The organism is Pseudomonas sp. B21-031, from assembly GCF_024748985.1.
GTDB lineage: Bacteria > Pseudomonadota > Gammaproteobacteria > Pseudomonadales > Pseudomonadaceae > Aquipseudomonas > Aquipseudomonas kermanshahensis.
Window position 1 is genome coordinate 5,500,266 of the sequence record NZ_CP087181.1, and the last position, 12,373, is coordinate 5,512,638.

Here is a 12,373-nt window from a genome sequence, read left to right on the forward strand (position 1 = left end):
CACGTTCGCAGGTCCTATAACGCCACATCAAGAAAGCCCGGCGCCTGGGCCAGGGCGAAGGGGCTGAAGATTGCCCAGTTGCGTTCACGCGGGAAGTGCCCCTGAACAAAGCGGGCGGCCGCGCGGATCAACGGCTGCGGGGGCGACAGTTCCAGGCTGCTCAGGGCAAAGTGCTGCAGCCCCAGTACTTCGTCCACCAGCAGGCCGACGAACAGGTCCTCATGGTCCAGCACCAGCACCCGCCGCTGCTTGCCGGGGGCGGCCGGGCCAAGCCCGAAGAAGCTGCTCAGGTCCATTACCGGCAGCAACCGCCCGCGCAAGTTGGCGACCCCGCAGACCCAGGGCTGAACCCCAGGAACACGGCTGCTGCGCGGTTCGCGCAGCACTTCGGCCACTTCGCCCATGGGCGCGACGAACCACTGCCCGGCGATCCGAAAGCCGATCCCGCTCCACTGTTGCAGGCGGGTATCCTGCGGCGGCTGGTCCGCCACCAGCAGGCGGCAGCGCCGGTCAATGTCCAGCAGCAACTCGAAGGCGGTCAGCGACGCGCCATGAGGGCGGGTGGTCAAGCCCCCAGCACTTCTTTGAGCTTGGCGATCAGTGCGTCTTCTTCGACCGGTTTGGTCAGGAAGTCGCGGGCGCCCTGGCGCGTCGCCCAGATACGGTCGGTTTCCTGGTCCTTGGTGGTTACCACGATCACCGGAATGGCGCTGGTTTCCTTGTCCTTGCTCAGCTGGCGAGTGGCCTGGAAGCCGTTCATGCCGGGCATGACGATGTCCATCAGCACCGCGTCGGGCTTTTCCTGACGGGCCAGGGCCACGCCATCGCCACCGTTGTTGGCCTTGAGCACCTGGTAGCCGTGCTTTTCCAGCCATTCGGTCAATCTGTACATCTCTGTCGGCGAGTCGTCGACAATCAGAACTCGGGCCATGCTGTTTCCCCATCAGGAAAGTAAGACCGCGCCATGGCGGACGGGGTCAGGGTGCGTGTTGTTGGTGTTCGGCAAAACCAGGCACATGGGCCCTGATCGCCTCGAGCAGTTCTTCTTTGCTGAATGGCTTGGTGAGGAACTGGTCGGAGCCCACCACCCGCCCGCGGGCCTTGTCGAACAGGCCGTCGCGCGACGACAGGAGGATCACCGGTATGTCCTTGAAAGCGCTGTTGTGCTTGATCACGGCGCAGGTCTGGTAACCGTCCAGGCGCGGCATCAGCACATCGACGAAGATGATGCGTGGCTGGTGATCGACGATCTTGGCCAGGGCATCGAAACCATCGCTGGCGGTAATTACCTCGCAACCCGCTTCGCCGAGCAACATCTGCGCGGTACGGCGGATCGTGCGTGAGTCGTCGATCACCATGACCTTCAGGGGTTGTTCCATCACTTGGGCTACCGTCGCTGCTCAGGCCAGAATTGCTGGGGCCGCGTTGCGACCCTTTCGCGACACAAGGCCGCTCCTACAGGTTTGCGCAGCATTGTGCCTCGCATTTTTAGCACACTCCGGGTGGCCATTCCATCTGCTGCGCCCCTTGACCATCGGCGCTCCCGGCGCCACCCTGAGCCACTTTTCTTTCGATCCATCGCGGCTGCGCGCCGCCAAGAGGAACCACCCCATGAGCGTTCGCCTCGGCATTGTCATGGACCCCATCGCGTCCATCTCCTACAAGAAGGACAGCTCGCTGGCCATGCTGCTGGCCGCCCAGGCACGCGGCTGGAGCCTGTTCTACATGGAACAGCGCGACCTGTACCAGGCCGAAGGCAAGGCCCGTGCACGCATGCGCCCACTAAACGTGTTCGCCGACCCGGCGCGCTGGTTCGAGCTGGGCGACGAGCAGGACAGCCCCCTGGCCGAGCTGGACGTGATCCTGATGCGCAAGGACCCGCCGTTCGACATGGAGTTCGTCTACAGCACCTACCTGCTGGAGCAGGCCGAGGCCGAAGGCGTGCTGGTGGTCAACCGCCCGCAAAGCCTGCGCGACTGCAACGAAAAACTGTTCGCCACGTTGTTCCCACAGTGCACGCCACCAACCCTGGTCAGCCGCCGCCCAGACATCATTCGCGAATTCGCGGCCAAGCATGGCGACGTGATTCTCAAGCCGCTGGACGGCATGGGCGGCACCTCGATCTTCCGCCACCGGGTCGGTGACCCCAACCTCTCGGTGATCCTCGAAACCCTGACCGCCCTGGGCGCGCAGCAGATCATGGCGCAGGCCTACCTGCCAGCGATCAAGGACGGCGACAAGCGCATCTTGATGATCGACGGCGAGCCGGTCGACTACTGCCTGGCGCGCATCCCGGCCAGTGGCGAAACCCGTGGCAACCTGGCCGCCGGTGGCCGCGGCGAAGCGCGCCCGCTGACCGAACGTGACCGCTGGATCGCCGCCCAGGTCGGCCCGACCCTGCGCGCGAAAGGGCTGCTGTTCGTTGGCCTGGACGTGATTGGCGAACACCTCACCGAAATCAACGTCACCAGCCCGACCTGTATTCGCGAGATCGACAACGCCTTCAACACCGACATCGGCGGGCAATTGATGGACGCCATTGATCGCCAGCTGAAGGCGCGCTGACCGGCAACGCGCGGCACAATCGCGGAGTGGGGTATGATGCGGGTCCTTTTTACTTGGCCTGCTGCCCCGCCCCGCGGTTGCTGGATACCTGATGACGCTGCCCGCTGACATCCCCTCCGACCTGCTGCCACCGCGCGTTCGCGCGGTGGACCGGCTCGGCTTTACCCTGTTCCTGGCTGCCCTGGTGCACCTGGCGCTGATCCTTGGCGTCGGTTTTACCGTGGTCAAGCCGGCTGAAATCCGCCATACCATGGACATCACCCTGGCCACCTTCAAAAGCGAGAAAGCGCCCGAGAAGGCCGATTTCCAGGCTCAGGACAACCAGCAAGGCAGCGGCACCCTGGAGAAGAAGGCGGTGCCCAAGACCACCGAAGTCGCCCCCTTCCAGGACAGCAAGATCAACAAGGTCACGCCACCGCCTGCGGCCAAGCCCGAGGTCGCACCGCCGCCCACGCCTGAGAAATCGGCCGTGGTGACCAAGGCCGCCAAGCCTCACAAAGTCGAGCCCAAGCCCAAGGAAAGCAAGGCGCAACCAAAGCCTGCAACGCCCACGCCTGATTTTGACAGCTCGCAGTTGTCCAGCCAGATCGCCAGCCTTGAGGCAGAGCTGTCCAATGAACAGCAGCTGTATGCCAAACGCCCGCGCATCCACCGCCTCAACGCCGCCTCGACCATGCGCGACAAGGGCGCCTGGTACAAGGAAGAATGGCGCAAGAAGGTCGAGCGGGTGGGCAACCTCAATTACCCTGACGAAGCGCGACGCCAGCAGATCTACGGCAACTTGCGCATGATGGTCTCGATCAACCGCGATGGCTCGCTGTACGAAGTGCTGGTGCTGGAATCGTCCGGGCAACCGGTGCTGGACCAGGCGGCGCAACGTATTGTCAGGCTGGCGGCGCCGTTTGCGCCGTTTACCGGGGACCTGGCGGAATTCGACCGGTTGGAGATCATCCGTACCTGGCGCTTTGCGCGTGGGGACCGGTTGTCCAGTAACTGATTTGCTGGCTGTACTGGCCTCTGTGGGAGCGGGTTTACCCGCGAAAGCGTTCGATAAGGCAACATAATTGCCTGATCTGACGCATTCGCGGGTAAACCCGCTCCCACAGGGATCAAGTAAGCCCTGCAGAGCACCTTGTCAGCCTCGCCACCTGGCGCCACACTATCCCCCATGAAAACCCTCGCCCCGAGCTACCTCAAGCATCAGTTCCTGATCGCCATGCCGCACATGGCCGATCCGAACTTTGCCCAGACCCTCACGTACATCGTCGAGCACAACGCCAATGGCGCCATGGGCCTGGTGGTCAACCGACCGCAGGAGCTCAGCCTGGCCGACATCCTCGAACAGTTGCGCCCAGACGATGAACCCCCGGCCAGCACCCTGCACGTGCCGATCTACCAGGGCGGGCCGGTGCAAACCGATCGCGGCTTCGTGCTGCACTCCAGCGAATGCACCTACCAGGCCACCGTCGAACTGCGGGGCCTGTCGCTGTCCACCTCGCAGGACGTGTTGTTTGCCATTGCCGAGGGCGTGGGGCCGCAAAACAGCCTGATTACCCTGGGCTACGCGGGCTGGGAAGCCGGCCAACTGGAAGCCGAACTGGCCGACAATGCCTGGCTCAACTGCCCGTTCGACCCCGAAATCATCTTCGGCCTCGCCAGCGACCAGCGCCTGAACGCCGCCGCCGCCAGCCTGGGCATCAACCTCAGCCTGCTGACCAGCCAGGCGGGCCACGCCTGATGGCCGAGCTACGCCTGCTGCTGGGCTTTGACTACGGCACCAAACAGATCGGGGTGGCGGTTGGCCAGGTCATCACTGGCCAGGCCCGCGAGCTGTGCACCCTGAAAGCGCAGAACGGCGTGCCCGACTGGGCCCAGGTGGAAAAACTGGTCGCTGAATGGAAACCCGACGCCATCGTCGTCGGCCTGCCGCTGAACATGGACGGCACCCCCAGCGAGATGAGCGCGCGCGCCGAGAAATTCGCCCGGCGCCTGAACGGCCGCTTCAACCTGCCCGTGCACACCCACGACGAACGCCTGACCACCTTCGAGGCTAAAGGCGAACGCCTGACCCGTGGTGGCCAGCGCGGCAGCTACCGCGACAACCCGGTCGACGCCATTGCCGCCGCCCTGCTGCTGCAAGGCTGGCTGGAGGCCAATACCTGATCATCTTTGCCGCCGGGCAGAGCCGGCGGCCCCCGAGGAGCACGCAATGAGCCTACCCAATCCCGCCGATCTGATCCGGCAGATGGCTGTCGACCTTCGCGCCCACCTGGCCCGCCGTGCTATCACCGAGCCGCGCTTCATCGGCATCCGCACGGGCGGCGTCTGGGTCGCCCAGGCCCTGCAGGAAGAAATGGGCGATACCAGCCCCATGGGCACCCTGGACGTGTCGTTCTACCGTGATGACTTCAGCCAGAACGGCCTGCACCCGCAAGTACGCCCGTCCGAGCTGCCGTTCGAAATCGAAGGCCAGCACCTGGTCCTGATCGACGACGTCCTGATGAGCGGTCGCACCATCCGTGCCGCGCTCAACGAGCTGTTCGATTACGGCCGCCCGGCCAGCGTCACCCTGGTCTGCCTGCTCGACCTGGATGCCGGCGAGCTGCCGATTCGCCCCAATGTGCTGGGTGCCACCCTGTCGCTGGCAGCCCATGAACGGGTAAAATTGACCGGACCCGCACCGCTCGCCCTCGAGCGCCAGGACCTCGCCTCCGCTTCCGCCCTTTAAGAGTCCCCCGCGATGACGCCAATCGACGCCAAGCGCCCGCTGCAGCTCAATGATCAGGGCCAGCTGCGCCACTTTCTCTCGCTCGACGGTTTGCCCCGCGAACTGCTGACCGAGATCCTCGACACCGCCGACTCCTTCCTGGAAGTCGGTGCCCGGGCCGTGAAAAAAGTCCCGTTGCTGCGCGGCAAGACCGTCTGCAACGTGTTCTTCGAGAACTCGACCCGTACCCGCACCACTTTCGAACTGGCCGCGCAGCGCCTCTCTGCCGACGTGATCAGCCTCAATGTGTCGACCTCCTCGACCAGCAAAGGCGAAACCCTGTTCGACACCCTGCGCAACCTGGAGGCCATGGCTGCCGACATGTTCGTCGTGCGCCACTCCGATTCGGGCGCCGCGCACTTCATCGCTGAACACGTGTGCCCCGATGTGGCCGTGATCAACGGTGGCGATGGCCGCCATGCGCACCCGACCCAAGGCATGCTCGACATGCTGACCATCCGTCGGCACAAGGGCAGCTTCGAGAACCTGTCTGTCGCCATCGTCGGCGATATCCTGCATTCGCGCGTGGCGCGCTCCGACATGCTGGCGCTCAAGGCGCTGGGCTGCCCGGACATCCGCGTAATCGGCCCGAAAACCCTGATCCCGATCGGCATCGAGCAATACGGCGTAAAGGTCTACACCGACCTCGCCGAAGGCCTGAAAGACGTCGACGTGGTGATCATGCTGCGCCTGCAGCGTGAGCGCATGGCCGGTGGCCTGCTGCCCAGCGAGGGCGAGTTCTACCGCCTGTTCGGCCTGACCACCGCACGCCTGGCCGGTGCCAAGCCCGATGCCATCGTCATGCACCCTGGCCCGATCAACCGCGGTGTGGAGATCGAATCGGCAGTGGCCGACGGCAAGCACTCGGTGATCCTCAACCAGGTGACGTACGGCATCGCCGTGCGCATGGCCGTGCTGTCCATGGCCATGAGCGGGCAAAACGCGCAACGCCAACTCGACCAGGAGAACGCCCTGTGAGCATCAGTATTCTTGGCGCCCGGGTCATCGACCCTAACAGCGGCCTGGACCAGATCACCGACCTGCACCTGGACGGCGGCCGCATTGCCGCCATCGGCGCAGCGCCGGCCGGCTTCAGCGCCAGCCGCACGATCCAGGCCGATGGCCTGATTGCAGCGCCTGGCCTGGTCGACCTCGACGTCGCCCTGCGCGAGCCGGGCTACAGCCGCAAAGGCAACATCGCCAGCGAAACCCGCGCCGCCGTGGCCGGCGGTGTGACCAGCCTGTGCTGCCCGCCGCAGACCAAACCGGTGCTGGACACCTCGGCCGTGGCCGAGCTGATCCTCGACCGTGCCCGCGAAGCCGGCAACAGCAAGGTCTACCCGATCGGCGCCCTGACCAAGGGCCTGGAAGGCGAGCAACTGGCCGAGCTGGTGGCCCTGCGCGACACCGGTTGCGTGGCCTTCGGCAATGGCCTGCAGCAAATCCCCAACAACCGTACCCTGGCCCGTGCCCTGGAGTACGCCGCCACCTTCGACCTGACCGTGGTGTTCCACTCCCAGGACCGCGACCTGTCTCAGGGTGGCCTGGCCCATGAAGGCGCCATGGCCAGTTTCCTCGGCCTGCCGGGCATCCCGGAGACTGCCGAGACCGTGGCCTTGGCGCGCAACTTGCTGCTGGTCGAACAGAGCGGCGTGCGGGCGCACTTCACCCAGATCACCAGCGCCCGCGGCGCGCGCTTGATTGCCCAGGCCCAGGAACTGGGCCTGCCAGTGACCGCCGACGTGGCGCTGTACCAGCTGATTCTCACCGATGAGTCGCTGCGCGAGTTTTCCAGCCTCTACCACGTGCAGCCACCGCTGCGCACCGCCGCCGACCGCGACGGCCTGCGCGCAGCCGTCAAGTCGGGGGTGATCCAGGCGATCTCCAGCCATCACCAACCGCACGAGCGCGATGCCAAGCTGGCGCCGTTCGGTGCCACGGAGCCGGGTATCAGCAGTGTCGAAGTGCTGCTGCCACTGGCCATGACCCTGGTCGAAGACGGCCTGCTCGACCTGCCGACCTTGCTGGCACGCCTGACCAGCGGCCCGGCTGCCGCCATGCGCCTGCCGGCGGGTGAACTGAAGGTAGGTGGCGCGGCGGACCTGGTGCTGTTCGACCCGAAAGCCTCGACCGTTGCTGGCGAGCAATGGCTGTCCCGTGGCGAGAACTGCCCGTTCATCGGCCACTGCCTGCCTGGCGCCGTGCGTTATACCTTGGTCGATGGGCACGTCTGCCACGAGGCCTGAGTAACCCCAGGGGCCGCTCTGCGGCCCATTCGCGGGGCAAGCCCGCTGCCACAGGACGTTCGCAATCATCGAGGCAAGCGGAGAACCAGTGGGAGCGGGCTTGCCCCGCGAATGAGCCAGCACAAATGTGCCCGCCAAGCTCAACCGCTCATCCCCCAAGGTTGAAATCCTTCCCCCCACCCCCATATGAGTCTGCATCAGGCACTTTCGCCCCGCTGCGTGGAGACTCTCCCCTTGACCACCATCGTTTCTGTCCGCCGTAACGGCAAAGTCGTCATGGGCGGCGACGGCCAGGTTTCCCTCGGCAACACCGTGATGAAAGGCAACGCCAAAAAGGTCCGTCGCCTGTACCACGGCCAGGTCATTGCAGGCTTCGCCGGTGCCACCGCCGATGCCTTCACCCTGTTTGAACGCTTTGAAGGCCAACTGGAGAAACACCAAGGCCACCTGGTCCGTGCCGCCGTCGAGCTGGCCAAGGAATGGCGTACCGACCGCTCCCTGAGCCGCCTGGAGGCCATGCTGGCCGTGGCCAACAAGGATGCCTCCTTGATCATTACCGGTAACGGCGATGTGGTCGAACCCGAAGACGGCCTGATCGCCATGGGTTCCGGTGGCGCCTACGCCCAGGCCGCCGCCCGCGCCCTGCTGAACAAGACCGACCTCTCGGCCCGCGAAATTGCCGAGACCGCGCTGAACATCGCCGGTGACATCTGCGTATTCACCAACCACAACCTGACCATCGAGGAGCAGGACCTGGCCGACTGATCAGTTGTTTTGGCGTCCCGCCCAGGGCGGGACTTTTCCACACTGATTGCTCTGCTCGAGGACCATTTTCATCATGTCCATGACCCCCCGCGAAATCGTTCACGAACTCAACCGCCACATCATCGGCCAGGACGACGCCAAGCGCGCCGTGGCCATCGCCCTGCGCAACCGCTGGCGGCGCATGCAGCTGCCGACCGAGCTGCGTGCCGAGGTGACCCCGAAAAACATCCTGATGATCGGCCCGACCGGTGTCGGCAAGACCGAAATCGCTCGTCGCCTGGCCAAGCTGGCCAACGCGCCGTTCATCAAGGTCGAAGCGACCAAGTTCACCGAAGTCGGCTACGTCGGCCGTGATGTCGAATCGATCATCCGTGACCTGGCCGATGCCGCGCTGAAGATGCTCCGCGAGCAGGAAATCATCCGCGTGCGCCACCGCGCCGAAGACGCCGCCGAAGACCGCATCCTCGATGCCCTGTTGCCGCAGGCGCGGGTCACCAGCTTCAGCGAAGAAGCCGCGCAGACCAGCAGCGATTCCAACACCCGACAGCTGTTCCGCAAGCGTCTGCGCGAAGGCCAGCTGGACGACAAGGAAATCGAGATCGAAGTGGCTGACGCCGTAGGTGTCGAAATCGCCGCGCCGCCCGGCATGGAAGAGATGACCAACCAGCTGCAGAGCCTGTTCGCCAACATGGGCAAGGGCAAGCGCAAGGCGCGCAAGCTCAAGGTCAAAGAAGCGCTGAAGATGGTCCGCGAAGAAGAAGCGGGCCGCCTGGTCAACGAAGAAGAGCTCAAGGCCAAGGCCCTGGAAGCTGTTGAACAGCACGGTATCGTGTTCATCGACGAAATCGACAAAGTGGCCAAGCGTGGCAATGTCGGCGGCGCCGATGTGTCCCGCGAGGGTGTCCAGCGCGACCTGCTGCCGTTGATCGAAGGCTGCACCGTCAACACCAAGCTGGGCATGGTCAAGACCGACCACATCCTGTTCATTGCTTCGGGTGCGTTCCACCTGAGCAAGCCAAGCGACCTGGTGCCTGAGCTGCAGGGTCGTCTGCCGATCCGTGTCGAACTCAAGGCACTGACCCCAGAAGACTTCGAGCGCATCCTGCAGGAGCCGCACGCTTCGCTGACCGAGCAGTACCAGGCACTGCTGAAAACCGAAGGTTTGAACATCGAGTTCCTTACCGACGGTATCAAGCGCCTGGCCGAGATCGCCTACCAGGTCAACGAGAAAACCGAGAACATCGGTGCCCGCCGCCTGCACACCCTGCTCGAGCGCCTGCTCGAAGAGGTGTCGTTCAGTGCCGGTGACCTGGCCAGCACCCACGATGAAACGCCGATCCAGATCGATGCGGGCTATGTGAACAGCCACCTGGGTGAGCTGGCGCAGAACGAAGACCTGTCGCGCTATATCCTGTAAGACCGTATGGGGCCGCTTTGCGGCCCATTCGCGGCACAAGGCCGCTCCTACACTGAATGCAGCGGTGTACCTGTAGGAGCGGCCTTGTGCCGCGAATGGGCTGCAAAGCAGCCCCAATCAAGCTTGAATCCCTCCCTCAGAAGCTGGAAGCTTGCAGCATCAGCTCCCGAGAGATTCAGCCCATGGCCCGCCTGCCCACCGCCATCAACCTGCACAAAGCCTCCAAGACCTTGAGCCTTACCTACGGCCCCAACGAGGTCTACCACCTGCCCGCCGAATTCCTGCGCGTGCACTCCCCTTCCGCCGAGGTCCAGGGCCACGGCAACCCCATCCTGCAAGTTGGCAAGGTCAACGTCGGCCTCGTCGGCCTCGAGCCCGCCGGCCAATATGCACTGAAATTGACCTTCGACGACGGCCATGACAGCGGCCTGTTCACCTGGGAGTACCTCGAGCAACTGTGCCTGCGCCAGAAAGAGCTATGGGCCGAGTACCTCGACGATCTGCACAAGGCCGGAAAATCCCGCGATCCGGCCGAATCGGTCGTGAAACTCATGCTCTAGCGCAAGCCCTCGAACGTTTAGAGCGCATTTTCTAATCTCATCTGCTTGAATGCCCTACAGACAGCTCAGTGACGGGCTGTCTTGCGCATTACATGAAAGTCGGGTAACCAATGGAGCTGGCAAGTTCCCTGCATCGCCTTGAAGGCAATCAGGGCCTGGCCGGTATGTAGAGGTCGCGAGCGAAAGCAGGCTGTCTTCACACGCAGAATTCCCCGCAGCTCATCGCCGAATGCATCCGGCCCGCAGCACCGCTGTTCCTTATCACTGGTCACCCGAGTAGCAGTACCGGGCTCTGGACTGTGCAAGCGCCACAGGCAACCGGTACTCGTCTCTGGACAACGGAGCGTCGCAGATGAGTAACAAGAACAACGATGAGTTGCAGCGGCAGGCCTCGGAGAACACCCTGGGGCTGAACCCGGTCATCGGCATCCGCCGCAAGGACCTGTTGAGTTCGGCACGCACCGTGCTGCGCCAGGCCGTGCGCCAACCTTTGCACAGCGCCAAGCACGTGGCGCACTTCGGCCTGGAGCTGAAGAACGTGCTGCTGGGCAAATCCAGCCTCACCCCCGAGAGCGACGACCGCCGCTTCAACGACCCGGCCTGGAGCAACAACCCCCTTTACCGCCGCTACCTGCAAACCTACCTGGCCTGGCGCAAGGAGCTGCAGGAGTGGATCGGCAACAGCGACCTGTCACCCCAGGACATCAGCCGCGGGCAGTTCGTCATCAACCTGATGACCGAGGCCATGGCGCCGACCAACACCTTGTCCAACCCGGCAGCGGTCAAGCGCTTCTTCGAAACCGGTGGCAAAAGCCTGCTCGATGGCCTGTCCAACCTGGCCAAGGACGTGGTCAACAACGGTGGCATGCCCAGCCAGGTGAACATGGACGCCTTCGAAGTGGGCAAGAACCTGGGCACCAGCGACGGCGCCGTGGTGTTCCGCAACGACGTGCTGGAGCTGATCCAGTACAGCCCGATCACCGAACAGGTGCATGCGCGGCCACTGCTGGTGGTGCCGCCGCAGATCAACAAGTTCTACGTGTTCGACCTGAGCCCGGAAAAAAGCCTGGCGCGCTTCTGCCTGCGCTCACAACAGCAGACCTTCATCATCAGCTGGCGCAACCCGACCAAGGCCCAGCGCGAATGGGGCCTGTCGACCTACATCGATGCGCTCAAGGAAGCGGTCGACGCCGTGCTGGCGATTACCGGCAGCAAAGACCTGAACATGCTCGGCGCCTGCTCTGGCGGCATCACCTGCACCGCGCTGGTGGGGCATTACGCCGCCCTCGGCGAAAAGAAGGTCAATGCCCTGACCCTGCTGGTCAGCGTGCTGGACACCACCATGGACACCCAGGTCGCGCTGTTCGTCGATGAACAGACCCTCGAAGCCGCCAAGCGCCACTCCTACCAGGCCGGCGTGCTCGAAGGCAGCGAGATGGCCAAGGTGTTTGCCTGGATGCGCCCCAACGACCTGATCTGGAACTACTGGGTCAACAACTACCTGCTGGGCAATGAGCCGCCGGTGTTCGACATCCTGTTCTGGAACAACGACACCACGCGCCTGCCGGCTGGTTTCCATGGCGACCTGATCGAAATGTTCAAAAACAACCCACTGACCCGCCCCGGTGCACTGGAAGTGTGCGGCACGCCGATCGACCTGAAGCAGGTCACCTGCGACATCTACAGCCTCGCCGGCACCAACGACCACATCACCCCGTGGCCGTCCTGCTACCGCTCGGCGCACCTGTTTGGCGGCAAGATCGAGTTCGTGCTGTCCAACAGCGGCCACATCCAGAGCATCCTCAACCCACCGGGCAACCCCAAGGCGCGCTTCATGACCGGCGCCGATCGCCCGGGCGACCCCGTGGCCTGGCAGGAGAACGCGACCAAGCATGCCGACTCCTGGTGGCTGCACTGGCAGAACTGGCTGGGCGAACGTGCCGGCGACCTGAAAAAAGCGCCAACCCGGCTGGGCAACCGCGCCTATGCCGCTGGCGAGGCATCTCCGGGCACCTACGTTCACGAACGTTGAGTTGCAGCGCCGTGGCCACCT

Annotated in this window: 14 protein-coding genes; 11 read left to right on the plus strand and 3 right to left on the minus strand. The window is 64.1% G+C overall.

All coding sequences use genetic code 11. The annotated features are described in order from the left end of the window. Positions 1 to 14: 14 nt before the first annotated feature. The 3 genes from LOY53_RS24575 to LOY53_RS24585 are packed head-to-tail and all read right to left on the minus strand — an operon-like array spanning position 15 to position 1,379. Positions 15 to 569 carry a chemotaxis protein CheW gene (locus tag LOY53_RS24575; RefSeq protein WP_027592436.1) on the minus strand — a complete coding sequence of 185 codons (555 nt, stop codon included), beginning with the start codon at positions 567 to 569 and terminating at the stop codon, positions 15 to 17. Further along, complete coding sequence (gene pilH / locus LOY53_RS24580) at positions 566 to 931, minus strand: twitching motility response regulator PilH (protein ID WP_099455550.1); 366 nt, start codon at positions 929 to 931, stop codon at positions 566 to 568. Before pilH ends, LOY53_RS24575 begins: the two co-directional genes overlap by 4 nt. Positions 932 to 977: 46 nt before the next feature. Then, positions 978 to 1,379: a PleD family two-component system response regulator gene (locus tag LOY53_RS24585; protein WP_027592434.1), complete on the minus strand. Its 402-nt coding sequence runs from the start codon at positions 1,377 to 1,379 to the stop codon at positions 978 to 980. A 232-nt stretch (positions 1,380 to 1,611) separates the two neighbouring features. On the opposite strand from LOY53_RS24585, the gene gshB reads away from it, so the two are divergent. The 11 genes from gshB (at position 1,612) to phaC (ending at position 12,352) form a co-directional block, all read left to right on the plus strand. Beyond that, complete coding sequence (gshB, locus tag LOY53_RS24590; RefSeq protein ID WP_099430635.1) at positions 1,612 to 2,565, plus strand: glutathione synthase; 954 nt, start codon at positions 1,612 to 1,614, stop codon at positions 2,563 to 2,565. Between the two features lie 91 nt (positions 2,566 to 2,656). After that, a complete protein-coding gene (locus tag LOY53_RS24595) occupies positions 2,657 to 3,562 on the plus strand; it encodes an energy transducer TonB (RefSeq protein ID WP_099455551.1) in 906 nt (301 codons plus the stop codon). A 171-nt stretch (positions 3,563 to 3,733) separates the two neighbouring features. Then, a complete protein-coding gene (locus LOY53_RS24600; protein ID WP_258703385.1) occupies positions 3,734 to 4,303 on the plus strand; it encodes a YqgE/AlgH family protein in 570 nt (189 codons plus the stop codon). Beyond that, a complete protein-coding gene (ruvX, locus tag LOY53_RS24605) occupies positions 4,303 to 4,728 on the plus strand; it encodes a Holliday junction resolvase RuvX (protein WP_027592430.1) in 426 nt (141 codons plus the stop codon). Before LOY53_RS24600 ends, ruvX begins: the two co-directional genes overlap by 1 nt. A gap of 46 nt (positions 4,729 to 4,774) precedes the next feature. Beyond that, positions 4,775 to 5,293 carry a bifunctional pyr operon transcriptional regulator/uracil phosphoribosyltransferase PyrR gene (gene pyrR, locus LOY53_RS24610; RefSeq protein ID WP_027592429.1) on the plus strand — a complete coding sequence of 173 codons (519 nt, stop codon included), beginning with the start codon at positions 4,775 to 4,777 and terminating at the stop codon, positions 5,291 to 5,293. Between the two features lie 12 nt (positions 5,294 to 5,305). Further along, the gene (locus LOY53_RS24615; RefSeq protein ID WP_027592428.1) at positions 5,306 to 6,310 is read left to right on the plus strand and encodes an aspartate carbamoyltransferase catalytic subunit; all 1,005 of its coding nucleotides are present in this window, start codon (positions 5,306 to 5,308) and stop codon (positions 6,308 to 6,310) included. Further along, positions 6,307 to 7,578: a dihydroorotase gene (locus tag LOY53_RS24620; RefSeq protein WP_085272269.1), complete on the plus strand. Its 1,272-nt coding sequence runs from the start codon at positions 6,307 to 6,309 to the stop codon at positions 7,576 to 7,578. The genes LOY53_RS24615 and LOY53_RS24620 overlap by 4 nt, the downstream gene beginning before the upstream one ends. Before the next feature lie 234 nt (positions 7,579 to 7,812). Beyond that, positions 7,813 to 8,343 carry an ATP-dependent protease subunit HslV gene (gene hslV / locus LOY53_RS24625; RefSeq protein ID WP_003249309.1) on the plus strand — a complete coding sequence of 177 codons (531 nt, stop codon included), beginning with the start codon at positions 7,813 to 7,815 and terminating at the stop codon, positions 8,341 to 8,343. Between the two features lie 73 nt (positions 8,344 to 8,416). After that, positions 8,417 to 9,760, plus strand: coding sequence for an ATP-dependent protease ATPase subunit HslU (gene hslU / locus LOY53_RS24630; RefSeq protein ID WP_099430637.1), 1,344 nt, complete (start codon positions 8,417 to 8,419; stop codon positions 9,758 to 9,760). Between the two features lie 182 nt (positions 9,761 to 9,942). Then, on the plus strand, positions 9,943 to 10,320 hold the full coding sequence (locus LOY53_RS24635) for a gamma-butyrobetaine hydroxylase-like domain-containing protein (RefSeq protein ID WP_099455553.1): 378 nt from the start codon (positions 9,943 to 9,945) through the stop codon (positions 10,318 to 10,320). Between the two features lie 352 nt (positions 10,321 to 10,672). Beyond that, positions 10,673 to 12,352 (plus strand): class II poly(R)-hydroxyalkanoic acid synthase, encoded by a 1,680-nt coding sequence (gene phaC, locus LOY53_RS24640; RefSeq protein WP_252826061.1) that lies wholly within the window; start codon positions 10,673 to 10,675, stop codon positions 12,350 to 12,352. Positions 12,353 to 12,373: the final 21 nt, after the last annotated feature.